Raw genomic sequence first — 26,473 nt, 5'->3', positions numbered from 1 at the left:
TAAATAGTTTTATTTTTAATAGTATATACATAATCTATGTTCATGGTTTATTCTGCGTGACAATTGCCCGATAAATTATACTTTAAGGCTTCAGGCTTACCGATTCTTGAAAAAGGGGCGTTGTTGCATGGCTCTAAAAAAGTGCCGTATGTCATTCTAGCTAAAAGCGGGAATCTAGAAAAATTATAGTCATCCTGAATTTATTTCAGGATCTACTAAAGATGCTGAAACAAGTTCAGCATGACAAAGAAAAGCCTAGATTTCCGCCTTTAGCTAGAATGACACCAAAAAACAGGAAATGCCCCGGTAAATTTTTATGTTAAATTACGAATCTGCTTTTGCCTTTTCGTTATACTCGCTAATATTTTCATTTAGCTTTTCTAACTTATTAACAATAAAGATTTAATACTGTATATTAAATCTATTAGTAAACAAAGCCGTCCACTAAGTATAATTTCATGATTTAATATACAGTATTTTTAGGGGTTTTTCTGCTGTCCATTATATTATAATTTTATGGACAGCGAAATTTCTTATGTACTTATGTAAGTTATTATGAAATATGTGAATCTAATATACCACCGTTGATATGTACTTCATGATTGTCGTTACTAGCAGCTAGTAGTAAGTTATTTGACTCGGTACATTCTAAACTTTGTTTTTGTCCCGTCATTTTACAAAGAGCTTGATGTAATGCATCGAAATTAAACTTTTCATAATGATATTTTTCTCCCCTAATCGGTACTCCAATAATTTCGGATAACCCATCTATTTTTTTGCTAGCGGCTAAGCGATTATTGTCATCTTGGCTTAAACTTAAAGCGTCTGTATAGCATCCCATCGCTTTATCATGTCGACCGATTGAAAAATAATAATCCCCTTTATCTATTCTAATATTTGGATCATCTGAATTTAACTTAATAACCTCTTTAAAACAGTTTTCAATCTTTATTGATTTGTCTACTATTTTAAAGCATTCTATAGCTTCTATATATTGTTTATTGTTAAATAATATATTTCCTAGTTTCTCATAAACATCCGGTAGTTCTTTATTTAATTCTAAGGCTTTTTCATAATTTAATGCCGCATCCTTATACTTATTTTGATCATTATATATATGCCCTAAGTTTTTATATGCCTTAGCTTTTTGTTTAATACAATTTTGATCATCTTTATAGATATCTAAATATTCGATGGCTTTTGTGTAATAAGCTATATCAGGCTCACCGTTTTCAGCATTTATTTTACCCTCTTCTACTTCTAGGAGTTTGATTTCTCTTTTTAATGCCTCCTCTATCTTCTCTTTACATTCCTGTAAATCTTGCTCCATATTATATACCGGTTTATTTCCGCATACTTCACTAAAACATTTATTAATATCTATTTGTTGTTTAAATACATAGTCATAGTCTTGTATTTTTTGCTTTAATTTATTATCATTTATTACAAATTCTGCAAATACTTTTAGTACGTTTTGAAAAATATTTTGAGTAGAATTTGAATTATTATTGGATAAATTTTCAAACAATTTTTCTTGTAAAGATTTAATTTGGTCAAGCTTTAAAAATGGATCGAGAGAACCGTGTAAAGGTAAATTGTTAAATGAAGCATTTTTTTCCGAAGTTGATGATTTAGGTAAAGATTCCACAATGCTATAAGAATCTATAAACGTGTTACCTTTAATACTTGTCATACATTTATTAGGATCACTAATGGCTTTTGTAAAAATTCCTAATAATTGATTAATATTGTTATAAGTAATTTGGAGCAAGACTTTTGCACATTTATCTGCTTCATCTGAAATAGATATATTAGCAAGATTAGGGGTTGTAGATAAATCTACATATTCGGTGTTATCCTCAATGGCTTCCAATAAATCAGAATTTGGTATGTTTCCTTCACCCGTAGGACGAACAAAAGAGTATACGGATTCCCGTAAAATCTCTAATATTTCAGAAATTTTAGGGTGGGTTAGTTTATATTGTTGGGAAATTTCGTTAAGAGTTTCTTGAATATCTATCACTTTCTTATTAGTATCTGCTTTTGTGACTATTAGTGATAAACTATTTTTTAAAGGTTCAGTATTAGTAAAAGTTTTACTAAATTGATCGAATATAATGGTACCCAAAAACTAGACAAGAAAATAGAGAAAAGTAGGTATAATATCTCCTAGGAAAAGGAGCAAAAAATGAAAAAACAAGTTAAAAAATATAGCGCAGAAGAAAAAGCAAAAATAGCAATTGAAGCAATATCTGGAGAAATGACTATAGCTCAAATTACCAGCAAATATGGTGTTCACGCTAATCAGATTTATAAATGGAAGAAAGAAGCTTTAGATTTTATGGTTTCTGGATTTAAATCGAAATCTAAACAACAAGATACCGGCCAAGAAGATTTAATTAAATCATTATTTGAGCAAATAGGCCAGTTAACAGTTGAAAGAGACTGGCTCAAAAAAAAATCTAGTATCTTTGGATTTAGAGGTTAGGAAAAAAATGATAAGTTATGCTTCAAAATTAACCATAGCAAGACAATGCGAACTTTTAGATTTAAACCGCTCAAGTTACTATTACCGAGCTAGGAATACCTTAGATGATAAGGAGTATAGAGTACTGAACAGAATTGATGAGATTTTTACAGAGCATCCCTATTATGGTACTAGAAGAATGTCTCATGTCTTAAAATCGGAAGGGTTAAATGTTAGTCGTAAGATGATAAGAAAATATTATAAAATACTTGGTATTGAAGCAGTATACCCAAAAATTAATTTAAGCCGTAGGAATCAGGCTCATAAAGTATACCCATATCTATTAAATAATATAGAGGTGGTTTGCTCCAATCAAGTTTACTGTGCAGATATTACTTACATAAGATTAAAGCAAGGTTTTGTATATTTGGTTGCTATAATGGATTGGTATAGTCGTTATATTTTGAGTTGGCGGGTGTCGATTAGTTTAGAAAATGATTTTTGTATTGAAGCTCTAAATGAAGCAATATCTATACATGGCAAGCCTGACATTTTTAATACGGATCAGGGAGTACAGTTTACATCAAAAGATTTTACTCAAATACTTGAGCAACAAGGCATAGCTATTAGTATGGACGGCAAAGGCAGAGCCTTAGATAATGTATTTATTGAACGTTTTTGGAGATCTTTGAAACAAGAGAAGATTTATCGTTTTGATCTTGAAACGGTACGTGAAGCAAAGATAGCTATCAGAGATTATATAGAATTTTATAATAAGCAAAGACCTCATCAATCGCTTGAATATAAGACACCTAAAATGATACATTTTGCAGAAAAACTAGAAAATTACCAAGAGGCTATATGACATAGAAAATGCAAACTTTACTTTGAAAAACCAATACATTAATAAAGGAGAATTACACCTCTAAAATTTAAAAAATTTGTCTAGACAAAGGGTACCACCTCAGAATATTGGTTTAATAATGTCAAATTTATCTTCTAATAGTGTATCCGGTATTGCCAAAATAAATTTTAATTGTTTGCTAGTCTCAAATAATCGTTTTATATAAAAAGCATTTGCAATTTCTTGCGCTATTTCTCTTGTATCCATAAAACCCGGACAATCCCAAATTGTTATACCGTTTGTGTCGATAAGTTTAGCTGGAATTTTAGTCTCTGATTTCATGGAGTGATTAACTATAATACCGTTTTTATCGTTTTTAGGTTGTAAGCGAAAACCCCCACTATATTTAACTACAGTTAGCTCTTCTTTAGCTAAGTAGTAAGCTAGGGTACTTTTACCTGCTCCGGTTTTGCCTAATATTAATATTCCTTTGTCACTTTCCTCTGTTATCCTATCATTCCCTTCGGCTATTAATGTCATCGTTTCTTGAATTATTTTTTGTTGCTCTTGTTGTATTTGAGCCAATAACTCTGCTTGTTTTTTTGCTTCTAATTCTGCTTGTTGCTTAGCCAATAACTCTGCTTGTTTTTTTGTCTCTAGTTCTGCCTGTTGCTTAGCCAATAACTCTGCTTGTTTTTTTGCTTCTAGTTCTGCCTGTTGTTTAGCCAATAGCTCCGCTTGTTGTTTTTTTGCTTCTAATTCTGCCTGTTGTTTAGCCAATAACTCTGCTTGTTTTTTTGCTTCTAGTTCTGCCTGTTGTTTAGCCAATAACTCTGCTTGTTTTTTTGCTTCTAATTCTGCTTGTTGCTTAGCTAATAATTCTTCTTGTTGTTTTTTTGCTTCTAGGTCTGCCTTTTGCTTCTCATAATTCTTTTCGGCATTTGTTTTATTAGCGATATATAAAGGATTTTTAACAATTGTGATTGCTTCATTATATTTTTCTATTGCTGTGTTATATTCCCCTGTATTAGCAAGAATATTACCTTGAGTGTTTAACTCTTCTGCCTGGGGGTTATTTCCTTGTGCAATTCTAGTATTTCTTTGTAAATATTCTTGTATTTCCTTTGTTATTTCATTTCCTATTTGATTATTGTAAAGATAAAGTTGTGTAACAGAATTATTAGTTTTCAACCCTTCGGCAATAGCCTTAACTCCTTCCTCTCCTATTTTATCATTGTAAAGATTAAGGTAAGTAATAGAATTATTAGTTTTCAGCCCTTCGGCAATAGCTTTAGTTCCTTCATCTCCTATTTGATTAAAGTCTAGACTAAGCTGAGTAAGAGAATTATTAGTTTTAAGTCTTTCACCAATAGCCTTAGCTCCTTTATCTCCTATTTGATTACCTTTTAGATTAAGTGTAGTAATAGAATTATTAGCTTTCAACCCTTCGCCTATAACCTCCGCCCCTTCATCTCCTATTTGATTATTGCTTAGATAAAGCATTGTAATAGAATTATTAGTTTTCAACCTTTCGCCGATAGCTTTAGCTCCTTCATCTCCTATTTGATTATAGTAGAGATGAAGTTGAGTAATAGAATTATTAGTTTTCAACCCTTCGCAGATAGCCTTAGCTCCCTCAGCTCCTATTTGATTATTGTGTAGATAAAGTGTAGTAATAGAGTTATTAGTTTTCAACCTTTCGCCGATAGCCTTAGCTCCTTCATCTCCTATTTGATTATTGGTTAGAGAAAGTGTAGTAATAGAATTATTAGTTTTCAACCCTTCGCCGATAGCCTTAGCTCCCTCAGCTCCTATTTGATTAGTGTGTAGAGAAAGTGTAGTAATAGAGTTATTAGTTTTCAACCCTTCGGCGATAGATTTAGCTCCTTCATCTCCTATATTTGTACTATTGAGGACAAGAGCAGTAGCGCCGTTTTTTAAACTATTAGCTTGTGCGGTAAATCCGTTCTTTTCTAAAAAATCTATGAATTCTTTCATATTATACTCCTTGGTTAAATAATTGTGACTCTTAAAATACTAATTAACATGGTAGTATAATATTAATATAATTAAAAAAGCCAAGTAATATTTAATTATTAGTATAAATTTTATATTTTTATTAGTTTTTAAAGAGAATAGTATAAGCAGGGAGCAAGCCATTTGCTTATACTATCCTTGCTTTATAAATACAAATATTGTAATATTAGAAAATAGGAATTTCATAAATGAAAATATTAAATATAGAGACGGTGATTATCCTGTATTACTTGCATTGTTTGCTGATCACGATTGGGCTTACATATAGGCGTTGTTGCATGGCTCATAATTTACCGTATTATGGTTATTACAAGTATGGTGTCATACCGTGGCTTGACACCGACGCGTTTTTAAAAATACTCAAAATATAGTAATTTTTGATTCACGTGGGCATAAATGCCTCCTCGCAATGACGATTCCGGTAGCCATGCAACAACGCCTTACATATCAACGTATGACATCAAAAAAGTAGAAAAATAATAAATTAAACTAACTCTTCATTTACGAGCAGTATATTTATGATTGTCGGCGTTGGAACAGATATAGTACAAATTCCTAGAATCGAAAAAATATTATCTTTATATAAAGAGCGTTTTACTAAAAGAATTCTAGCGGTAAGCGAGTTAAAAAAACTTGCTTTACTAAATGAAGAAGCACATGCCGGTTTTTTAGCAAAACGTTTTGCCGCAAAAGAGGCTATTAGTAAAGCCCTCGGTACCGGAGTCGGTAGAGGAATAAGCTTTAAAGATATCATAATATTAAATGATAGCTTTGGGAAACCTTTTGTTGAGCTTGCCTCAAATTACTTAGAAAAATTTACTTCCGTAAATATTCATCTATCTATTTCGGATGATTATCCTGTTTGTATTGCTTTTGCAGTAATTAGCAAATAATAGCCCAATATATTTTAATTGGGATGATTTAATTTGTTATTCTCTATAATTTTGGGCGTTTTTAACCATCCACGCAACAACACCGGCTTGACCCACTACTGTACGAACGTTGAAATAAAGAGGTAAAAATTCTGTCATTCCGTGGCTACGACCACGGAATCCAGCTTATAATATCATAAAAAGATTCTAAAATAAGTCTAATATGGCTTTATTTTCCTGGATGCCGTGATCAAGTCACGGCATGACACAGCCTTTTTTCAACGTTCGTACAGTAGTAGGCTTGACCACGACATGGCACCGCGGCATTTTTAAAGAATACCGAAATATAGCAATTTTTGAGCCATGCAACAACGCCACGGTGTTCCCAAAATCTAGAAGTTGACCCTTAGCTTCACACTAGCTTGATGCGCTAAATACTTATTGGCGATATTACTATTATAGTGAATGCCGTATTCATAACTCTTATATTTCGCAGTTATGCCGCCACCAAAATTAATACTAGTTTTAGCTCTCGTTAATGTCATACTCGGCAGCGGGTTCTCCATACCAAACAATCTCGCATCAATAGCCGATGCTTTATCTCTAAAATTACGATGCACAAAACCATATATTTCCGGCGTTATGACCATATGACCGAGATTAATGTGTTTTGCTCCTCTAACCCCTACTATCCCCTCTATTAAACTTGCTGAAATACCCTTAACTGCCAAATTCTGATGATCCGTACCGCTTTCTTGATAGCTAGCATCACGCATTTTGTCATATCTCATACCGATCATCGGTTTGAAACTCACGGAAGAAGACGAGATATAATTATAACCGACCATTAATTGACCGGTATAGACATATGACTTATGTTTACTATGAGCTGTTTGATAACCGGATATTTTATTTCCGATAACTACCGCTCTCTGCGCATAGTTTTTAACTATACTATCCCCATATAACCCTATGCCGCTGATAAACCAATTCTTATTAGGAACATTATATAAGCCGTATATTGAGTAAATATTACTTCTTACTTTGCTCTCATCTCCTAGCTTCTCATTCTTATATTTAATCTTAGTTATAGCTCTAGTATATGCGTACCCTAATAATAAATTATCACTGACAAAGCCATCATAGCCTAGCGTTGCCCCACTATTCTTACTTTTATAATCACTGATGCTAGCAGAGAATTTTTGCGCAGAATTACCGATAAAAGGGCTTACCCATATGCCGTGCTGATTATAGGTCTCATCTCCTGCTCCCACTATTCCTAACGTCCTATTAGATGCATCTGTATTCATTCTCTGATTAATAACTGACATAATTAATTGGTTATGACCTCTAACCACCATAGATGCCCGCTCTGCATGGTACATCCCGGCATTTGCTAGTATTTGTTCTGCTCCTTTTACTACAGGCTCATCTGACGGCTTATTTACTTGCTCCTCTATTTGCTGCGTCATACTATTATCGGCATGATTGGCAGCATTATTTTTACTATTTTCTTCATTTTCTAAATCTTCTTCTAAACTAGTTTGCTCTAAAAACTCTTTAATAACCGCCGTAACTCCTATTTTTTTCTCATCTTCATAAGCAACGCTATTATCATCCAATGCATCATTAGTTTCTAATGCCCCGGCTACCGATAAGCTATTATTCCCTTCAACTAAAGCCATTTGCTCTATTTCTTGTAGCACAAGCTCTATATCTTCAAAAGTTAGGGCATTATCCGCGTTATTATTAGGCAATGCTCTAGATAGCAAGGCATCTGCTTCTTTATTAGTTTGTAACACACTATCTAAAATATAGGTGATTGAAGCCGGAGCAGGGCATAGCGAATCTAGGACGTCCCGGTCAAGGTTTGAATCATCATCTACGTCCCAATCCTCTAATATTTTATTGCTAAGCCTAACATCTTCTACCTCACTATCTACTCCATATAATAAAGTAGTATAATCGCTATCATCCCATGTCAAGATAGCTTCGTTATCCTCATCCTGAGGCGTCCCGTCTTTTTGCTCCTGCTTTAACTGCTGCACTTTGGAATATTTTGATGGCCTTCTGCCCGGTGTTCTTGGTCTTGATACTGCTCGTAGTAATGGCTGCCTATCTAATTCAGGTAACGGGTCTATTAGTGCTGTTGCTCCTTGTGTGCTAATACGCTCTGACCCGGAAACACGGCTATAAGAACTAGGCTGGTATGCTTGTGCCTCTGATAGTACCGTCAATACCGATATTGTTACTAATCCCGCTCTGATTATTTTCTGAATTATTTGTTTATTCTTGTTCATGATTTTTTTCTTATTTTAATTTACTGTTATTTACTAAATTAGATTAGATATTTGTCTTAATTATACCCTAGTATATTTTCCTATATCACAATCAGGTACCGTCAAGTTAAGTTGTAATAGATTAAAGAGGAAGAATTCTTAGAAAAATCATTTGATTATCTTCAATACAAAAAATAACTCTACCGATTTTACCGGCTGTTAAATTTGATCTTACTTCGTATAGCAAAGATTATTAAGGTATAGGCGTTAAATTTAAGCGATAAAGGTCTATAAAGTCCGTCATTGCGCGGATCAAAAACTCTACGTCATTGCGAGGAGGGACGTAGTCCCGACGCGGCAATCTAGTCTTTGTCATGCTGAACTTGTTTCAGCATCTAATACAAAAATATCCTGAAATAAATTCAGGATGACTATTATTTTCTGGATTGCCGCGCTCCGCACAAATGCGGCGTTGTTGCGTGGATGGTTAAAATCGCTTAAAACTTGTCATACCGTGGCTTGACCCACTACTGTACGAACGTTGAAAAAAGGCTGTGTCATGCCGTGACTTGATCACGGCATCCAGGAAAATAAAGCCATATTAGACTTATTTTAGAATCTTTTTATGATATTATAAGCTGGATTCCATGGTCGTAGCCACGGAATGACAGAATTTTTACCTCTTTATTTAAACGTTCGTACAGTAGTGGGCTTGACCACGGTATCCAGAAAAAATTAAAAAGCCTAACTGGATACCGTGGTCACGCCGGCGTTGTTACATGGCTCGATAAAGCGGCAGTATGTCATTCTAGCTAAAAGCGGGAATCCAGAAAAAACAAAAAAGTCATCCTGAATTTATTTCAGGATCTACTAAAAAGATGCGCAAAACTTGTTCAGCATGACAAAGACTAGATTGCCACGTCGGGACTGCGTCCCTCCTCGCAATGACGTAGAGTTTTTGAGCCACGCGGGCAATGCCCTTAAGTTGACACCCATGTCCCCACCATGAATACTCTATTATTTTACAATCATTATGAGCTAGTTCTAACAACCAATTTCTTACCGATTTTTTACTTATTTTAAGCCAATAAAACCGTACTAGTTAATAATTTTTAATTTTAAGCGGCAACATACCATATTTAGTAGCATTGTGCAACTCAAAGCATCGTCCGGTTAAGTGAGTCGGTAATGAAGGAGGTTGCACCGTCAAGTTAAGTTTATACGCGTTAAAACACTACAACCTTAGACAACGCGAACTATGGATAAGAATTATCCATAGTTCGGTTTAAAATATTGAATAATCAAGGGTAAAAGCGGTTTCACCCTTGATTATAAAATTAAATATAATTAGCAGGATTGTAGTTTAAAAGGTGTTGTTGCATGGCTCGAATTTTCGATGTCATTCCCGCCTTGTTGCATGGCTCATAATTTTCTGTATTATGATTATTATAAGTATGGTGTCATGCCGTGGCTTGACCGGCGTTGTTGCATGGATGGTTAAAAACGCCCTCGGTGTCATTCCCGCGTAGGCGGGAATCCGGAGAAATACTTAAAATAAGTAAAATTATATAATAAATTACTATTTAATTTGCTCATATTAACTTTCTGGATTCCCGCCTACGCGGGAATGACACCCTTTTCATGGCAATTTTCGATCCATGCAACAACGCCGGCTTGACCACGGCATCCAGCCTTTGACTAAGATTTTTTCTGGATACCGTGGTCAAGCCCACTACTGTACGAACGTTGAAAAAAGGCTGTGTCATGCCGTGACTTGATCACGGCATCCAGGAAAATAAAGCCATATTAGACTTATTTTGAATCTTTTTATGATATTATAAGCTGGATTCCGTGGTCGTAGCCACGGAATGACAGAATTTTTACCTCTTTATTTAAACGTTCGTACAGTAGTGGGTCAAGCCACGGTATGACACCGAATTGCTATGCAAAAATATTGAGCCATGCAACAACGCTTGTCATTCTAGCTAAAGGCCATAACTGTCCGAAGTTGAAAAATAAATAGAGAAACTATTTGAGTTTTTCACTCTATTATATATCAAAATAGTAGTATTTTTAGCATTAACGGCAAAAAAAGTACTATTTAATAATCTTAATTTTTTAACTTCGGACAGTTATGGCTAAAGGCGGGAATCCAGGCTTTTTTTGTCATGCTGAACAAGTTTTGCGCATCTTTTTAGTAGATCCTGAAATAAATTCAGGATGACTTTTTTGTTTTTTCTAGATTCCCGCCTGCGCGGGAAGGTCTTGTTGCGTGAATACCCAAACCGTCATGGTAAGGCGCCTCTTGGCGCCGTGGCCATCTAAGTATAAATATATTTTTATACTAAACTTGTTTAGTATTCTAATTAAATCCCTCATTATATTCGGGATAGTCTGGATGGCCACAGCCACTTCGTGGCTTCGCCATGACGGGTTTTTATTAATTTTCGATCCACGCAACAATATCGCACGGGAATGACATACGGCACTTTTTTTGATCCATGCAACAACGCCTCCGGTTGCTCGCAATGACGATTCCGGTATCCACGCGGGCAATGCCTTTTCACAATGGCACATAGATTATCCATGAAGTAATATACAGCTAAATTCAGAAAGATTTAGACAAGATGAATTTAAAGGTGAGCTAAGCTACCGTACTAGAGTACGTGAGCATAGGCGAATCCAGAAAAATTCGCTTGTATCAAGCGATCGCGATGACGCTGTACATAAACAAAAAGGCTCTCTTTTTGCAAAGAGAGCCTTCCGTTAGAATCCCAAAGATATATTTGGGAAAGTCTATAGATCGGTAATTAGAAGTTTATGCGAACTTTTAATGTACCAGTATGAGCAACATACTTACTTGCTAAGTTTGCATCATAACCAATTCCATACTCCATTTGAGGACCCGGTCTTGTAGTTACGCTTAAACCTAAATTATAAGATGTTTTATCAGTTTTGTCAGGTTGACCGATGAACGGAGTAACTTGTCCATCTAAGCTAGACTGAATTTTAGCCAGTTTACCGCTTACTTTGTGAGTAACAAAAGCATGCGCTTCCGGATAGAACATAAATTGACTTAAATTCATAGAATCACCGATAACTCTAGCACCGACTATTACATCCGTCTTATCACTAAACTTGCTAGTAACGCTTTTGTTCTGGAATGTAGTACCGGTTTCTTTATAACTTTCATCAGATGATTTAATATATCTGATTCCGGCCATCGGAGTAAGTAACACATTTTCCATTACTTTAGCATCGTAACCGAACATTCCTTCAACTGCATATGTCAAGTTATCATAACTAGCACTAGCAGTTTCCGTAACTTTCTGAGCGCTATCATTTGCCAGGTAACGTTTGTTTTTGTTCTTCACCTGGTTAGTGCTAAATGTTGTTGCACCTTGGAAGAAGAAATTATCAACAAGTTGTTGCGCACCGTATAAAGAGAATGAGAAGCCGTTAATTGTGCTTTTATCGCCTGCTCTATAATTTTTATACTTCATATCGGTTTTTGTAACACCGATAGCGGCACCGATCATTAAGTTATCATTAGCCATGGTATCGAAACCGAAGATACCGCCGGTAGTTTTAGCACTATAACCGGCAACACCGCCTTTTGATTTCTGAGTTGCATCACTATATATAGCTTTAGCCCAACCGCCGTAACTAACATTATCCTCAGCATCATCGGCAGCTCCGACTACTCCGCCCTCAGGACTTGCAAGTACGCCTTCAGGAGCTCCGGCAGGACCGTGAAGATATCTAACTCCGTGTACCCTGTTAGCTAAAACACTGATATTCTCTGCAGCTATATCTTGCATTACTGCAAGGTTATTAGTGTCTTGTGCAGTAAGAGCTACGATGGCTTGAGCGGTATCCGCTGAATTTAAGTTACCTATATTAGTAAGGAACTTCTCCGCATCACCCGTATTATTAGGATTTAAAATTGCCCCAACGTTTGAAGCTAAACCGGGAATGTTACTATATTGGGTATTTGACGCTAAATCACCGGCTATTACTTTCCCTGCAATATTCGTACGCTGTAAGAAGTAATCCTTACTTGTAGCATCTTGAATTATACTATAATCAGAGAATCTTTGATTAGAAGTGAAAGTCGTGCCGTCTAAACTAACGGAATTACCGTTTGGCAGAGTAAGGTTAGTCCCGCCTCCTATCAATAAGTATTTGGTAGTAGGTGTATTTACGCTATCTTGATCGTTAATTGTTACGTTAGTTAACACATTACCTGATGCCGTAATAGTTCCGCCGTTGATCACGATGTGACCGAGATCGCCGCCGGCCAAGGTTGTATTAAGAGAAGTGTTAGGTCCCCATGTAGAAGCACCGCCCGTAAATACTAATTCATTAGTTCCAAGGGTAATTTGACCGTTTACTGATGAAGCACCGCTAAGCACTACTTGCTCATCCAAAACAGTTAGATTATATCCATTAAAATTAATAGTTTTGGAATATATATCACCTTGTAAACCGGCTACTGAACCGCTAGCACCGGTAAATTCTACTAATGCAACAGATGTACCTGATTCGGCTATATCACCGACTGTAGCACTTCCTTGGAATGTTACGTTACCTTTGTTAGGTACTAATGCATTAATAGTAGTTGTAGGTAATAAATCCGCGCCGTTTAAGAAGACTACATTACCGGTACCGGCAGTACTTCCTAACTGAAGTGAAGTATCAATAATACCGCCTGCAGTATAAGTTACACCATCTTCAATTATAGAGTCATATACACGAGTATTACCGGTATTTATTGTATTAGTCGAAAAAGTTACTGTTTTTAATTTTTGAGTTGCGCCGCCTAAACCGTTAACTTGTCCGGCTCCGTTTGCAACGTTAAATGTTGCAGTTCCTTGCTTATCTTTATTAGTGAAAATGCCGCCAAAGAAATTCGGTGTTTGAACTTCAATATCATTATTACTATTTAAAATAATACTTACCGGATTACCGTTACCACCAACTACTTCAGTAGCCGCTATAATACTATCAGCTCCACTTACTGCAACTGCACGTAAATTGGTACTACCTGCATTACTGGTAATATTTATACCGTCAAGTTCCATACCTACAGGTAAAGTCAAAATAGAAGAAGCTCCGAGATTTTTGTTATTGAAAGTAATAAGCTGTGGCACTTCCATAGCAAGCTGATTACCGTTAACAGCTTGGAGTATAGTAACATTACCGCCGGAAACTTTTAATGCCGCTAAAGAGTTATTGGCAGCAGCACCGGTATTTTGAAGATTAACGCTAATAGTATTAGTATTAGTAAACTCTAAAGTTCCTTCACCTGCACCGCTTGTATTAATACTATCTGTTTGATAGTTACCGCTTAATTGTAATGTACCGCCTTTATTTATTGTCGTTATTCCTTTAAATAGCGACGCTCCTTGTAATGTTACGGTGGTATCGGCATCTACGGTAATGTTGTTAAATAAACCGGTACCTGCAGTACCGATTGCACCGCCAACTATATTAGTACCACCGCCGGTAAAGAAGAATGAACCCTTGTTATTTGTATCAGTAGTAATGTTGGTAGCATATAAATTAACATCTTTGCCGACATTTAATGTAACATCAGTAGCACCATTAGCAACACCAACAAGTTGGAATTTAATTGCTTTTAATAAAGAACCATTGCTACCTAATTGTGTTCCTGGTGCAAGAGTAGTTATGTTGTTAGGATCAGCTTGATCTGGGTTAATAATGACTGTACCATTACCTGGCGTATCTGTTGTGGTTACAATTTTATAAGTATTGTGCGATAATGTTACTATTGAATTATCACCCATAACTAAACTGTTAATAGCCACATCACCGCCACTTAACACTAGATTACCTTCACCTATAGCCAATTGTGCAAGAGAGTTAGTTGCATTTTTAATAGGTGCCGCAGCATCAAATGCACCGATTTTACCGCTAATAGTTAAGGTTTGTCCTTGTGTTAAAGTGCTTGCATCAACTGTACCTTTACCATCAGCTGCTAATACTAAATTATAATTAACTTTAATATTACCATTAGGTGTAGCATTAGTAAGTTTAACGACACCACCAACATTTGCTCCAAAATTAATACTTGCACCAGGAGCGTTACTACCAATAATATTTGCTCCGCCAAGAGTTAAGACTTTATTCGCAACATCAGCAACGGTAATATTACCTAGAGGAACAGGATTCTTAGCTGCAGTGGCGTTAAAGCCGATGTCACCGCTAATTGTAGCATTTCCTTGAGCAACAAGTGTTCCAGCTTGAAGAGCATTAGCTCCTGCTGTTGCGTTAACATTACCTGTCAACTCGAAACCGTCGGCAAGAATAAAGCTACCACCAACATTTGACAGGTTAAGATCGGTAGTATAATCACCTGCTCCTAATGTTACGGCTACAGCTGTGTTATTTTCAATTGCTTTTATATTTGTTGCTACAGGCTGGGTAGCATCGGCAGCAGCTAACTTAGCAGTATTTGCACCGGTAAAGAGTATTGTTGGAAAATTAGCACCATTAAGGCCTGTTGCATCCCCGGTAAAGTTACCTGTAAGAGTTGTGTTATCTGCAGTACTATTTACAGTAAGAGTGTTACCTGCAAAGGCACCGAAAGTTACAGCACCAAGATTTGAAGTTTTACTAATTGTAGCTTGCGAAGCAGCTGTAGTAAAGTTAGTAGTACCATTAGCTCCAACATCAACTGCTTGACCGAAAGTAAGTTGTCCTCCTTGTAACTCAATAGCTTTAGCATAAACTTGACCATCAATAGTGGTAGCATTAGCTGCCATACCTTTTAATATAAATCCTTGAGCTCTAGTAGTATTGTTAGTACCAACTACCGCAACTGCATTTCCTGCTTTATTACTTGTAAGGTTAGCGGCTGCACCAGCAAGAGAAGAATCAAAAACGATTACACCGTTATTATCTCCGCCAGTTGCTCCAAGAGTTCCATTAGCAACGGCAAAACTAAAAGCTGCCGCTGCTTTACTCTTAAGTATAAGGGTAGCATCATTAGTAAGACCGATTGTACTATTTGCTACAGCTTGAAGTGTTAAAGAATTACCGGCCGTTGGAGTCGAATTAAACCTGATAGCACTGCCAGCAGCAACAGTGATAGTTTTTGTAGTAGCAACGCTTGCATCATTAAATTCTAATATATCAAGATTTCCTGCTGTAGCACCATTATTATTAACGGTAATAACGCCATCTGCTGCACCATTAGCAACTTTAAAGTTGGTAGCAGTCATAGCTTTTGTAGCATCAGCAGAATTAAGATTAAGGGTAATACCTCCGGCAGCAAAATCAAAATTTCCAAGACCACTAATATCGTTATTGTTAATAGCAGCATTACCATTAAATCCAGCAACACCAGCAGCGCTTTGTGCTAAAGCAGCATTAGCAGCAGTAATACCTTGACCTGTTATGGTAAGTGATTGATTAGCAGCGGGAGTGAAGTTAAAGGCGTTGGCAGCATTACCAAGATTAGATATAAACCCTAACTGAGTATTGTTAGTAATAGTAACAGCTAAATTGTTCGCAGTATTTAAAAGTATACCGTTAAAATCACCATTCGGGGTATTAAAATTGATTGCTCCATTAAAAGTAGCAGTAATAACTGCACCGGGCACAGCTCCAGCTGCAGATTGAACTGGTAAGTCAGCTGGCGCAGCAGTCTGATCAAACCCTGTACCATCAAGAGTAGTAGCAGGAGCAGCTATTGTCGTTCTACTAGCTTGCGCAAAAGCCGTACTTCCGGTTCCGACGATTGCAGCCGCAGCGAAAGCCACGGTCGAGGCGGTCGTTATTCTTTTTAAAAAACTTGGTTTTTGAGCCATATTTTTTCCTATTTTAAGTTTAAAAATTTTAGTATAAACATTGAAATACACTTTAAGTAGTATATCTTAACGATTTATTGCTGTAATAATCAGTGTTTGCCGATGATTACCGCAAATACTTAAAGCCTATATCAAAGGTCTCTAAACACCTCGGTCAGTATAATATAAAAACTACACAATTACAAGAACCGCGTTAAGTTTTTTTATATAGTTTTAAACGTCGCGATATTTTTATCACAAAATATTAATTAATTTTTGTAAATTATTTTTGCTCTAGGTGGATACCGTATTTGACTACGAGCAGGAATTGTTGCGTGGATACCGGAATCGTCATTGCGAGCGACCAAAAGCGTTGTTGCAGGACTCTAAAAAAGTGCCGTATGTCATTCTAGCTAAAAGCGGGAATCCGGAAAATTATAGTCATCCTGAATTTATTTCGGGATATTTTTCAAGAGATGCTGAAACAAGTTCAGCATGACAAAAAAAGCTAGATTCCCGCCTGCGCGGGAATGACATCAAAAATTTGAGCCATGCAACAAAGCCTTCACGCAACAATAATGATATAGCAACTTACCGTTCTTCAAACGCTAATTCTTTCGGGTTGTTTTCCCATCTTAATATTTCATCGATTTTGTTATGCCAAATTCGCATAATTTCTTGCTCATAAGCAACAATTTCCGCTTCAGACCAGCTAAATTTGTGAAACATCTCATTTGCCGCTTGAAGCACCGTATTATTATTTTTATTAAAAACTTCTTCTAAATGTTTATCTTGTTCTTGCTTATAATTTAAATGCGCGGCTCTACCGAGTTCAGCCACTTTATGCATTTCACGACTACGCACCTGAATTTCGGCATTACGCCTAGAATGAAGGAATTCCACTATCGCATGAATAGATTGATAACCGTTTTCTTTAGGTTTCTCAATATAATCTTTGATATGTTTTAAACTAAAATGGTAAAAATCATTAATTATATCGAGAGACGTATAACATTCGGCTTTACAACCAACAATAACCCTGAACGCAATAAGATCGCTCAATTTGTCAATAGTAATTTCTTTCCTTTTCATTTTCTTTAAAATAGAATAAGGATCCTTTAGTCTGGCGTATATTTCAGCACCTACTCCGTTTTTATGCAGCATATTTTGAAGCAGGTTAATAGTTTCGTGAATCAAGTACTCCTCCTATTAAAACTAAATATGAGATTAATTCAAATTGTTTTTTAAATTTATAAATCTGTTACGTTATATAAAATATAAGTGTTGCCGTGAGTGTTTATTTTAAAAAATCATTTTGTTAGCAACTTCAAATTATTGCACGCTTTGCAATTTGATAACAACCATAACACACCCGGTATGATAGGTGAAATTAATTCTTTAACTTAAAATTTAAAAAACAGATTAATATTAAAATTAGATATTTTCAATATATTTATTTAATTATTTGATAATATTTTATTTAAAATTTACTTAGATTTGTATTTTAAGAAGGAAAATTTGGGGAATTATGTGTAACTCCGTGGCTTGACCGGCGTTGCCAGCGTGGATATCAAAGTCGTCATTGCGAGGAGCCGTAGGCGTTGTTGTATGGCTTGATAAAAGCACTAGTATGTCATTCCCGCGGAAGCGGGAATCTAGAAAAAAGCACTTTTTAGGTCATCCTGAATTTATTTCAGGATCTTGTTAATAGATGCTGAAACAAGTTCAGCATGACAAAGAAAAGGCTGGATTCCCGCTTTCGGGCGTTGTTGCATGGCTCGAAAATTAATAAAAAACTCGTCATTGCGAGCGACTGGAAGGAGCGCGGCAATCCAGGCTATCCCGAATGTAACGAGGGATTTAATTAGAATACTAAACAAGTTTAGTATAAAAATATGTTTAACTGGATTGCCACGTCGGCATAAATGCCTCCTCGCAATGACGATTCCGGTAGCCATGCAACAACGCCCCGCTTTTAGCTAGAATGACATCGAAAATTCGATCCATGCAACAAAGCCGGCTACGACCACGGAATCCAGTCTTTTTATTAAGGCTTTTTCTGGATACCGTGGTCAAGCCCACTACTGTACGAACGTTGAAAAAAGGCTGTGTCATGCCGTGACTTGATCACGGCATCCAGGAAAATAAAGCCATATTAGACTTATTTTAGAATTTTTTTATGATATTATAAGCTGGATTCCGTGGTCGTAGCCACGGAATGACAGAATTTTTACCTCTTTATTTAAATGTTCGTACAGTAGTGGGGCAAGCCACGGTATGACACCGCAGTACTTTTAAAAAATATCCGAAATATAGCAATTTTTGATCCACGTGGGCATTGCCTCTTCGCAATGGCGGCTTCAGCCGTCCACGCGGGCAACGCCATCACCGCAATTTTTGAAAAAGCACAAGCTTAAACTTCAACCGATAAACAACTCGGAAAAATTTTCTACCCCGCATGCCGGAGCAGCACCAAAAACCGCAGTCATGTTATCGAAATTACCGCTGCACTCAAGCACTATGTCAATGCCGGCGGCAAAAGCTTTTTCGGTAATGTCAGCCATCCCGCCGGATAACGCTTTCATCTCTATCGCATCGGAAATGATCAGTCCTTTAAAGCCGATTTCTTCTCTGATATAATTAATAACTTTTTTTGATAAGGTAGCGGGATTATCCGGATCAAGTGCTTTATATATTATATGCGCCGTCATAGCGAGTTTGCTAACCGGCAATATAGCCAACTCCTTAAAAACATAAAAATCCGTTTTCTCTAGCTCTTCTAAAGAAGCTTCTACGCTCGGTAAGGCTTTGTGGCTATCCTTTGTAGCTCGCCCGTGCCCCGGTATGTGTTTAATGCAGCCGGTTACTTTTGCTTCAGCCAACCCTTCAAGTGCAGCTTGACATAAGCGAATTACGGTAGGGGGAGTAGAGCCGAAGCTTCTATCGCCGATAATATCATGCGCTCCTTCATGTCTTAAATCCGCTACCGGCGCGAAGTTTAAATTAAAGCCTAGTTCTTTAAGCTCTTTTGCTATTTCTTTATAATTTTGTTTACATCTTTCGACTGCAATGTCTATCCCTTTCTGCTCGGCTATATCGGCGAATGTTTTAGCGCTAGGCGCTGATTTGAAAGTAGGAGAGATAAGCCTTTTAACTCTGCCGCCTTCTTGATCGACGGAAATTATACAATGCTCCCCTAACACCTCTTTTATACTACCGATAAGGTTAGTAAGTTGTTCTCTATCCTGAATTTGTATTTTTTCACCTAAACCATCCGTAATAGTTTCCGATTTTATATTACGCCTGAATAAAATTACTCCTAGAGGAGGATGATTTTGAAATAACTCTATTTCTTGCGCAGTTAATTCAGTACCTGCTATACCGATAATTATCGGCTTTACTTGTTTTTCTTTCATAAAGATACCTCTTGATATTATTTTGTATGTACAGCGTCCTCTCGATCGCTTGATACAAGCAAATTTTTCGACATTTGCCTGTACTCACGTACTCTAGCTTAGCTCTTCCTTAAATTCATCTTGTCTGAAGCTTTCTGAATTTAGTTGTACTACAAGCCTAATTGTATTCTAAGGGAATATTCAAGCAACTGCATATCATTATTAGAAATTATTGTAATTTTTGATTTTAATCTTGTCTTACTTATCGTCATTATTTGATCAGCCATTGCTTTACTTTGTTTACCGTTTAGCAATATATAAGCTTCACAAGGATAACATTTACTAGTATTGTTAGTTAAAGGAATAACTTGTACGCGATTTAATGCTTGATTTGAATAATCATTGCTAATAATTATCGCCGGTCTTGTTTTATATATTCCTCCGGCAATAGAAGGATTAAAGTCTACCCACCATACTTCACCTCTTTTCATGAAACCCATCTTGCGCCAATCCTTCTACCCAGTTATATGCTTCTTGCTCTGCTGCTATATCATGAGCCATATCTTGATAAGCTGCTTCAAGATATTCGTTAATTACATATGGTTTTACTAAACGCTCTATAAATTTACTAATTTTACGTTCACCGATTACTGAATGTAACTTATAATAAACAGCTTCATCAATAGTAAGTGTTAATTTCTTCTGCATAATATACCTTTCATACGTGTATTATACGTATAATACTATATTTATAAAGATTAATCAACTATTTTTGTAAAGCATTTATACAGGCGGCGCAGAGAAATTAGCAAGGAATTTTGTAATATCATTTGACAAAATATTAAGATTTTTAATCAGTATATCGATTTTATAAGAGAGGGGAGTAGTATCTTGTTTTACCGATATTTTTTTATTATTAGTTATATAATCTTGTATAGTTTTAAGATCCCTATCGGTGTAGTATCTTCTGTTTTTTATTTTATAAATGCTCAAATTAAGGATATTATCTTCTAGATACCTTAATTGATGAGAAGAGATATTTAAAAATTTTATTGCTTCGCTAGTAGAATAATATTTTTTATCTAGTTTCTTATTAAATATTTTTTCCGGTATCTTTTTTTGAGACATTTTTTTCCGAAGATTCGTTAATTAATGTTTTTAAGTTAGCAGAAGGGGTAAAACGCAATATTCTTTTTGACTCTATAGTAACCGGTAATTTAGTATGGAAATTTATACCGGGTCGTGGTTTTTTTTCGCTAATTTCAAAACTACCGAAATTTTTTAAAGTTAATTTTTCGGTAAATGCTGTTTCTAAAATATTAGAGAAAATAGCATTAACAATTTCTTCGCATAAACTGTTTGATAACCCCAATTTAGAGCTTAACATAGCGGTAATTTTTTCTTTGGTAACGGTCATAAAATATAACCTTTTTGCAAAGCGTTCGGTGTCATACCGTGGCTTGACCACGGTATCCACTCTTTTTATTAAGTTTTTTTCTGGATGCCGTGATCAAGTCACGGCATGACACAGCCTTTTCTTTAACGTTCGTACAACACATGGTCAAGCCACGGTATGACACTATACTTGTAATAACCATAATACGGTAAATCACGAATCTGCTTTTGCCTTTTCGTTATACTCGCTAATATTTTCATTTAGCTTTTCTAACTTATTAACAATATGTTTGCGCATTTTTTCTTGTTTTTGGGCATTAGCATTTTTATATTCTGCCATTTTTTTGTTTAGATGATCTAAAGATTCCTGTAGCTTTTTGGCTCCTTCATCTTTTTTATCTTTCATCTTTTCCTGAATTGCAGTTACTTGATCGGATAATTGAGTATAGGTATCGCTAAGGCTTTGATTAAATTTATCTATGCCGGTTTTAGCTAAATCTTTCAAATTATCTTTTAATTCCTGAAGATTTTCGGTTACTGTTCTAGTTTTCGAGGTAGTTTCTGCATTATCCTCTTCGTTTTGCGTTGTTGCTGAAGAAAAAGCGTTAGAGGCAAATACTAAAGCAGCAGTTGTTGCAAGTGTTAATAAAATTTTATTTTTCATTGTTAGGACTCCAAAATAATTTTTAAATGGGCTTTAATTTTTATGTTTGTTATTATAGTCTTCGATTTTTTTACTTAATTCACTAAGTTTTTTCACTAAAACCTTGTGATATTCTTCTGCTTTCTTACCTGTCGCTTTTTGATATTCCGTCATATTTTCTTTTATGCCGTCATATTGTTTTTGTATCGATTCTAAAGAGCGATCTTTATTATCTTTAGCGTGCTTTTTCAATTCATCTATTTTAGAAGATAAATTATCGGCTATATCATGGCATTTCTTATTAAATTCAGCAGCGATAATTTTAGCGGAATCTTTAAGGGTATTTTGTAATTCTTCAATCGCTTTGCCTATTGTTTTCATAATAACCTCATTATTGAAAATAAATACTATAAACTATAACTTAAAATGTAAGTTATTTAAATAATAAATTATGTTATATAAAAAAGCAACTACTACAAAAATTATTAATAGAAAAACTATATAAAAAACAAATGCTTTTTGTTAAAATTTATTATAGTATACAATTTTAATTATATAGGGGTTTTATGATGTTAAAAATAGGTGATGTTGCATTTGATTTTTCAGTGCCGGTAAGTAGCAATAAAAATATCAAATTATCAGATTTAAAAGGAAAATTTGTTATACTATATTTTTATCCGAAAGACGATACTCCCGGCTGTACTATCGAAGCACAGGATTTTAATAAATTAAAACCGGAATTTGAAAAATTAAATGCCGTAATTATAGGAGTATCAAAAGATAATTTAAAATCACATGATAAGTTTAAAGAAAAATATTGTTTAGAGTTTGACCTAGCCTCTGATGCAGACTCTGATATGTGCGAGCAATATGGGGTGTGGGTTCAAAAATCAATGTTCGGTAAGAAATATATGGGAATTAATAGAGCAACTTTTTTAATTGATACCCATGGTAAAATCCTTCATATCTGGCCTGCAGTAAGTGTCAAAAATCATGCTAAGGAAGTTTTAGAAAAATTAAAAGCAGCAAATAAGTAGGCGTTTGGGGTTTGCTAGGATGTCATTCCCGCCTTTAGCTAGGAATGACATCCGGCACTTTTTTAGAACCATGCAACAACGCTTATAGCTTCTCGCAATACTGAAAATTCTTTAAAAACTCAAAGTCTTTGCTTTGTAAGCAAAAAGATTCCGGCAAGGTTATTTTAGCTACAAATCCGTCAGTTACTTCCGTTTTTACGAATAAAGTTATTTTTGTGTTACTCTGCTCTAGTCCGCAGCATTTTGTTAATAAACTTACTATCTGTTCCAATTCCGTATAACTACTTGGGAAAAGTTGTAACTCAATTTGCTGATTGTTAATTGCTTCTTCAATAGACATGAAGCTTTTAGCGGTCAGCTTTATGCCACCTTCGTCTTTTATTATATCGCAATTAACGATCACTAGGCTTTTAACATTCAGCAAGTGATTATAATCGCGTAACACCTCCTCGCTAAAAATAGTTAACTCAAAAATATCATCGGGATCGGAAAGCTGTAGCGTAATAAATCTTCCTCTTGCCGACATGCGAGAATCTTTTTTCTGAATCACGCCGGCAAGCGTTACTCGGCTAGTGCCGTGCGGTAAATCATTATGCAAATTTGCCGAACTTAAAATATTTAATCGATTAAATATTTCTTGATATTCCGATAACGGATGATGAGTTATAAATAATCCCAATGCCTCAAATTCATAAAAGGCTAGCGTATTTTTATCGGCATGGTCGCTTGCTATTAAAAGCTGCGGGCTTAAACTATTTACCTTAATTAAACTAAATTGATTAGAAGCTTGTTCTTCATAATAAGAAATTGAATAGGCTAAAAGCTTAGCAATACTTAAAAATAATTGCTGACGATTATCGTGTAACTCATCAAAACAACCGGATTTGATAAGATTTTCCAGTAACTTACTATTGATAGATTTAGGCGGCATACGCTCGATGAAATCGATAATGGTCGTAAATCGCCCTCCTTTCTCTCTTTCCTCCGCCGCTAACTTACCGAAATTCACGGTAACACCTTTAATTGCGCCCAAAGCGAATATTATAGACTTTTGTTCTGCCGATATAGTAGCTTCGATGTCATTCCCTCCTTGGCGGGCATGACATCCTATACTAAAATAACCGGTGGAAATATTAATATTCGGCGGGATGATTTTGATATCATTATCTTTTGCTTCTTGCGAAAATAAGCCGATCTTATCGTGATTACTTAACTCAAGGTTCAAACATGCTACCAAAAATTCAGCAGGGTAGTTAGCTTTAAGATAAGCCGTTTGATACGAAATAACTCCGTAAGCCGAAGCATGTGCTTTGTTAAAACCGTATCCGGCAAATTTAGCAAGCGTCGCAAAAATTGATTTAGCTTGACTTGCTGAAATATTATTAGCTACCGCCCCTTTAACAAAGATTTCCTCCTGCTCCTCCATTTCTTTTTTGATTTTTTTACCCATAGCTTTACGGAGTAAATCAGCGCTGCCAAGAGTGTAACCGGCAAGTTTCTTAGCAATTTCTAATACTTGCTCTTGATATATTACTACGCCGTAAGTTTCTTTAAGTATCGGCTTTAGTAATTCATGTAAATAGTCCGGTTGCTGCGTGCCGTGTTTACAAGCGATATAGGTCGGGATATTTTCCATAGGACCGGGACGATATAAGGCGCCAAGAGCTATCAAGTCTTGTACGGAATCAGGCTTTAGACGCCGAAGCGTATCTTTCATACCCGCACTTTCAAACTGGAAAACCCCGCCCCCTTTACCTTTGCATAACATTTGATAAGTTTTTTCGTCGTCAAACGTCATGTTATTAAAGTCGATCTCGATGCCTTGTTCTTTTAAAAGCTTTTTACAGTCGGTAATGACAGTAAGAGTTTGTAGTCCTAGAAAATCAAACTTAATTAAACCGGCAATTTCCGAGTATTTCATCGAATATTGCACTATTAACATATCGGAATTAGTATCTTTGCAAACGGGTACTATTTCGACTAAATCTTTGCCGGCTATGACGATTCCCGCGGCATGGGTAGAGGCGTGCCTATGTAGTCCTTCCAAAATTAGCGAAGTATCTAAAACTTGCTTTATTAACTCCTCTTCGCCCTCTAAATTATATAATCCTTTGCCTTTAGCCGCACTTGAAAGCTCAGGGACTTCCTTAATAGCCTGATCTAAAGTTATGAGATGAACGGCACTAAACGGTACTAGCTCCGTTAAATAATCGGCATATCTATATGCTAAGCCAAGTACGCGGGAGACATCTTTAATTACCGCCTTTGCTTGCATTTTTCCGAAAGTAATTATTTGACCGACCCTATTATTGCCGTATTTTGAACGAACGTAATTTATAACTTCTTCACGTCTTTCTTGGCAAAAATCAATATCAAAATCCGGCATTGAAATACGTTCCGGATTTAAAAATCGCTCAAATAATAAACCGAATTTAATCGGGTCAAGATCGGTAATTAACAGACTCCAAGCTACTATTGAACCCGCTCCCGAACCTCTACCGGGACCGACTAATATTCCTTGCTCCTTACTCCATTTTATAAAATCCGATACTATGAGAAAATAGCCGGCAAAGTCCATTTTACAAATAATCTCTAATTCATAATTAAGACGAGTAAAATATTCCTCCTTAATTGTTTCTTGCTCCTTCGGAGAAATATTTTCTAATTTAAATTTTGTCGATAATCTCGCAAGCAAACCGTCTTCTGCGTCTTTTTTAATTAAATCCGTTTCGCTAATATTTTCGGTAGAGAAATTAGGAAGCATCGGCGGGTTGGGATGCGCCGCTATGTAACAACGCTGACTCAAATTTACGGTATTCTCTATTGCTTCCGGCAAATCTGCAAAAAGCTCTCTCATTTCCTTAGGGGATTTAAAATAGCAATTATCGCTAATCGTTTTACGATCTTGATATTCTTTGGTAACGCCGGCAGAAATACACAATAATACGTCATGCGCGTAATGCATGCTTGCATCACTGAATAATAGTTTATTAGTAGCAACAAGCGGAATATCTAAATCATATGCTATTTTAATATGAGCGGCTTCGATAAATTGTTCTTCCGGTAAATTATGCCGCATAATTTCAAAATAAAACCGGTCACCGAAGATTTCTTTTAATTTACGAGCGGCTAGGACAGCCTGCGTTTCATCTTTGGCGAGCAAGCTTTTACCGATAATACCGTCTGTATAACAACAAAGCGCAATTAAGCCTTCATTATAAGTAATAAGGTCGTCAAAAGTGATGTGATCACAAATTTTGCGATCATTTTTAGTGAAGATTAAGCTAGATAGCTTAAGTAAGTTTTTATAACCTATTTCATCTTTTGCAATAAGTAGAATCTCGGCAAAATCGGCTTTATAGTCAAATGACCCCCTAATATTATCAATAGCTACTTTATCGATATTATTCTCTATATTAAGAATAACACCATGTATAGGCTGCACGCCTTTTTTAGCAGCTTGCAAGGCAAACTCCAACGAGCCGAATAAATTACCCCGATCGGCAAGACAAATAGCCGGCATTTTTTGCCGTACGGCTAATTCAACTATTTTGTCGATCGTTAACGCGCTTTCTAAAAAAGAATAAGAACTTTGCGCTCTTAAATGTACAAATTCAGCTTGCATTTTATGTATATAAATTATTGTTCGATTTATAAAATAGCTCGGTGTCATACCGTGGCTTGACCCAC

General features: G+C 35.8%; 29 protein-coding genes. 10 read left to right on the top strand and 19 right to left on the bottom strand.

Annotated features, from left to right (window positions below; all coding sequences use genetic code 11):
* Window positions 1-63 precede the first annotated feature (63 nt).
* The gene (locus AAHM91_RS02515; RefSeq protein ID WP_342269755.1) at window positions 64-189 is read left to right on the top strand and encodes a hypothetical protein; all 126 of its coding nucleotides are present in this window, start codon (window positions 64-66) and stop codon (window positions 187-189) included.
* Between the two features lie 364 nt (window positions 190-553).
* Here the strand turns inward: AAHM91_RS02515 and AAHM91_RS02510 are convergent, their stop codons facing one another.
* Entirely contained in the window at window positions 554-2,128 is a 1,575-nt protein-coding gene (locus AAHM91_RS02510) for a tetratricopeptide repeat protein (protein WP_342269754.1), read from the bottom strand.
* A gap of 60 nt (window positions 2,129-2,188) precedes the next feature.
* On the opposite strand from AAHM91_RS02510, the gene AAHM91_RS02505 reads away from it, so the two are divergent.
* Window positions 2,189-2,488 (top strand): transposase, encoded by a 300-nt coding sequence (locus AAHM91_RS02505; protein ID WP_045812944.1) that lies wholly within the window; start codon window positions 2,189-2,191, stop codon window positions 2,486-2,488.
* A 7-nt stretch (window positions 2,489-2,495) separates the two neighbouring features.
* Window positions 2,496-3,332 carry an IS3 family transposase gene (locus AAHM91_RS02500; protein WP_342269489.1) on the top strand — a complete coding sequence of 279 codons (837 nt, stop codon included), beginning with the start codon at window positions 2,496-2,498 and terminating at the stop codon, window positions 3,330-3,332.
* Window positions 3,333-3,431: 99 nt separating this feature from the next.
* On the opposite strand, the gene AAHM91_RS02495 is transcribed toward AAHM91_RS02500, so the two are convergent.
* Window positions 3,432-5,309, bottom strand: coding sequence for a hypothetical protein (locus tag AAHM91_RS02495; protein WP_342269753.1), 1,878 nt, complete (start codon window positions 5,307-5,309; stop codon window positions 3,432-3,434).
* 557 nt (window positions 5,310-5,866) lie between these two features.
* Here AAHM91_RS02495 and acpS point away from each other — a divergent pair.
* Window positions 5,867-6,241 (top strand): holo-ACP synthase, encoded by a 375-nt coding sequence (gene acpS, locus AAHM91_RS02490; RefSeq protein ID WP_253308494.1) that lies wholly within the window; start codon window positions 5,867-5,869, stop codon window positions 6,239-6,241.
* A 241-nt stretch (window positions 6,242-6,482) separates the two neighbouring features.
* Window positions 6,483-6,623, top strand: a complete 141-nt coding sequence (locus tag AAHM91_RS02485) for a hypothetical protein (RefSeq protein ID WP_341793070.1) — start codon at window positions 6,483-6,485, stop codon at window positions 6,621-6,623.
* Here the strand turns inward: AAHM91_RS02485 and AAHM91_RS02480 are convergent.
* The 3 genes from AAHM91_RS02480 to AAHM91_RS02470 form a co-directional block, all read right to left on the bottom strand.
* On the bottom strand, window positions 6,613-8,520 hold the full coding sequence (locus AAHM91_RS02480) for an autotransporter outer membrane beta-barrel domain-containing protein (protein WP_342269752.1): 1,908 nt from the start codon (window positions 8,518-8,520) through the stop codon (window positions 6,613-6,615). The two genes, AAHM91_RS02485 and AAHM91_RS02480, sit on opposite strands and share 11 nt — an antisense overlap.
* A 232-nt stretch (window positions 8,521-8,752) precedes the next feature.
* Entirely contained in the window at window positions 8,753-8,875 is a 123-nt protein-coding gene (locus AAHM91_RS02475; RefSeq protein WP_341793068.1) for a hypothetical protein, read from the bottom strand.
* Window positions 8,876-9,343: 468 nt separating this feature from the next.
* Window positions 9,344-9,550 (bottom strand): hypothetical protein, encoded by a 207-nt coding sequence (locus tag AAHM91_RS02470; protein WP_342269751.1) that lies wholly within the window; start codon window positions 9,548-9,550, stop codon window positions 9,344-9,346.
* 325 nt (window positions 9,551-9,875) lie between these two features.
* Between AAHM91_RS02470 and AAHM91_RS02465 the strand changes: the two genes are divergently transcribed.
* Window positions 9,876-10,028 carry a hypothetical protein gene (locus tag AAHM91_RS02465; RefSeq protein WP_342269750.1) on the top strand — a complete coding sequence of 51 codons (153 nt, stop codon included), beginning with the start codon at window positions 9,876-9,878 and terminating at the stop codon, window positions 10,026-10,028.
* Between the two features lie 63 nt (window positions 10,029-10,091).
* Here the strand turns inward: AAHM91_RS02465 and AAHM91_RS02460 are convergent, their stop codons facing one another.
* From AAHM91_RS02460 to AAHM91_RS02445, 3 genes are all read right to left on the bottom strand, one after another.
* Window positions 10,092-10,265 (bottom strand): hypothetical protein, encoded by a 174-nt coding sequence (locus AAHM91_RS02460; protein WP_342269749.1) that lies wholly within the window; start codon window positions 10,263-10,265, stop codon window positions 10,092-10,094.
* 472 nt (window positions 10,266-10,737) lie between these two features.
* The gene (locus tag AAHM91_RS02455) at window positions 10,738-11,055 is read right to left on the bottom strand and encodes a hypothetical protein (RefSeq protein ID WP_342269748.1); all 318 of its coding nucleotides are present in this window, start codon (window positions 11,053-11,055) and stop codon (window positions 10,738-10,740) included.
* A 254-nt stretch (window positions 11,056-11,309) separates the two neighbouring features.
* The gene (locus AAHM91_RS02445) at window positions 11,310-16,334 is read right to left on the bottom strand and encodes an autotransporter outer membrane beta-barrel domain-containing protein (RefSeq protein WP_342269747.1); all 5,025 of its coding nucleotides are present in this window, start codon (window positions 16,332-16,334) and stop codon (window positions 11,310-11,312) included.
* A 277-nt stretch (window positions 16,335-16,611) separates the two neighbouring features.
* Between AAHM91_RS02445 and AAHM91_RS02440 the strand changes: the two genes are divergently transcribed.
* On the top strand, window positions 16,612-16,812 hold the full coding sequence (locus AAHM91_RS02440; protein ID WP_342269746.1) for a hypothetical protein: 201 nt from the start codon (window positions 16,612-16,614) through the stop codon (window positions 16,810-16,812).
* Between the two features lie 92 nt (window positions 16,813-16,904).
* On the opposite strand, the gene AAHM91_RS02435 is transcribed toward AAHM91_RS02440, so the two are convergent.
* The gene (locus AAHM91_RS02435) at window positions 16,905-17,510 is read right to left on the bottom strand and encodes a bifunctional (p)ppGpp synthetase/guanosine-3',5'-bis(diphosphate) 3'-pyrophosphohydrolase (RefSeq protein ID WP_341793062.1); all 606 of its coding nucleotides are present in this window, start codon (window positions 17,508-17,510) and stop codon (window positions 16,905-16,907) included.
* A 358-nt stretch (window positions 17,511-17,868) separates the two neighbouring features.
* On the opposite strand from AAHM91_RS02435, the gene AAHM91_RS02430 reads away from it, so the two are divergent.
* Entirely contained in the window at window positions 17,869-18,021 is a 153-nt protein-coding gene (locus AAHM91_RS02430; protein WP_342269745.1) for a hypothetical protein, read from the top strand.
* A 22-nt stretch (window positions 18,022-18,043) separates the two neighbouring features.
* On the top strand, window positions 18,044-18,181 hold the full coding sequence (locus AAHM91_RS02425; protein WP_253308498.1) for a hypothetical protein: 138 nt from the start codon (window positions 18,044-18,046) through the stop codon (window positions 18,179-18,181).
* Between the two features lie 31 nt (window positions 18,182-18,212).
* Here AAHM91_RS02425 and AAHM91_RS02420 read toward each other — a convergent pair whose 3' ends face one another.
* From AAHM91_RS02420 to AAHM91_RS02380, 9 genes are all read right to left on the bottom strand, one after another.
* On the bottom strand, window positions 18,213-18,428 hold the full coding sequence (locus AAHM91_RS02420) for a hypothetical protein (protein ID WP_341793059.1): 216 nt from the start codon (window positions 18,426-18,428) through the stop codon (window positions 18,213-18,215).
* Window positions 18,429-18,555: 127 nt separating this feature from the next.
* Entirely contained in the window at window positions 18,556-18,693 is a 138-nt protein-coding gene (locus tag AAHM91_RS02415) for a hypothetical protein (RefSeq protein ID WP_342269744.1), read from the bottom strand.
* Window positions 18,694-18,733: 40 nt separating this feature from the next.
* Entirely contained in the window at window positions 18,734-19,729 is a 996-nt protein-coding gene (nagZ, locus tag AAHM91_RS02410) for a beta-N-acetylhexosaminidase (RefSeq protein ID WP_342269743.1), read from the bottom strand.
* A 149-nt stretch (window positions 19,730-19,878) separates the two neighbouring features.
* The gene (locus tag AAHM91_RS02405) at window positions 19,879-20,199 is read right to left on the bottom strand and encodes a type II toxin-antitoxin system PemK/MazF family toxin (RefSeq protein WP_342269742.1); all 321 of its coding nucleotides are present in this window, start codon (window positions 20,197-20,199) and stop codon (window positions 19,879-19,881) included.
* Window positions 20,186-20,416, bottom strand: coding sequence for a hypothetical protein (locus AAHM91_RS02400; protein ID WP_253308501.1), 231 nt, complete (start codon window positions 20,414-20,416; stop codon window positions 20,186-20,188). The genes AAHM91_RS02405 and AAHM91_RS02400 overlap by 14 nt, the downstream gene beginning before the upstream one ends.
* A 75-nt stretch (window positions 20,417-20,491) precedes the next feature.
* Window positions 20,492-20,836: a MerR family transcriptional regulator gene (locus tag AAHM91_RS02395; protein ID WP_410526154.1), complete on the bottom strand. Its 345-nt coding sequence runs from the start codon at window positions 20,834-20,836 to the stop codon at window positions 20,492-20,494.
* Entirely contained in the window at window positions 20,802-21,125 is a 324-nt protein-coding gene (locus AAHM91_RS02390; RefSeq protein WP_253308502.1) for an HU family DNA-binding protein, read from the bottom strand. The genes AAHM91_RS02395 and AAHM91_RS02390 overlap by 35 nt, the downstream gene beginning before the upstream one ends.
* Before the next feature lie 192 nt (window positions 21,126-21,317).
* Window positions 21,318-21,767 carry a hypothetical protein gene (locus tag AAHM91_RS02385; RefSeq protein WP_342269741.1) on the bottom strand — a complete coding sequence of 150 codons (450 nt, stop codon included), beginning with the start codon at window positions 21,765-21,767 and terminating at the stop codon, window positions 21,318-21,320.
* Between the two features lie 33 nt (window positions 21,768-21,800).
* Entirely contained in the window at window positions 21,801-22,127 is a 327-nt protein-coding gene (locus tag AAHM91_RS02380) for an apolipoprotein A1/A4/E family protein (RefSeq protein ID WP_253308504.1), read from the bottom strand.
* A gap of 185 nt (window positions 22,128-22,312) precedes the next feature.
* On the opposite strand from AAHM91_RS02380, the gene bcp reads away from it, so the two are divergent.
* Entirely contained in the window at window positions 22,313-22,783 is a 471-nt protein-coding gene (gene bcp, locus AAHM91_RS02375; RefSeq protein ID WP_253308505.1) for a thioredoxin-dependent thiol peroxidase, read from the top strand.
* 82 nt (window positions 22,784-22,865) lie between these two features.
* On the opposite strand, the gene dnaE is transcribed toward bcp, so the two are convergent.
* Entirely contained in the window at window positions 22,866-26,408 is a 3,543-nt protein-coding gene (dnaE, locus tag AAHM91_RS02370) for a DNA polymerase III subunit alpha (protein WP_342269831.1), read from the bottom strand.
* Window positions 26,409-26,473: the final 65 nt, after the last annotated feature.

Source organism: Rickettsia endosymbiont of Orchestes rusci (genome assembly GCF_964030945.1).
GTDB lineage: Bacteria > Pseudomonadota > Alphaproteobacteria > Rickettsiales > Rickettsiaceae > Rickettsia.
Note: the sequence above shows the minus strand (reverse complement) of the source record. Positions and strands in the feature narration are given on the sequence as shown.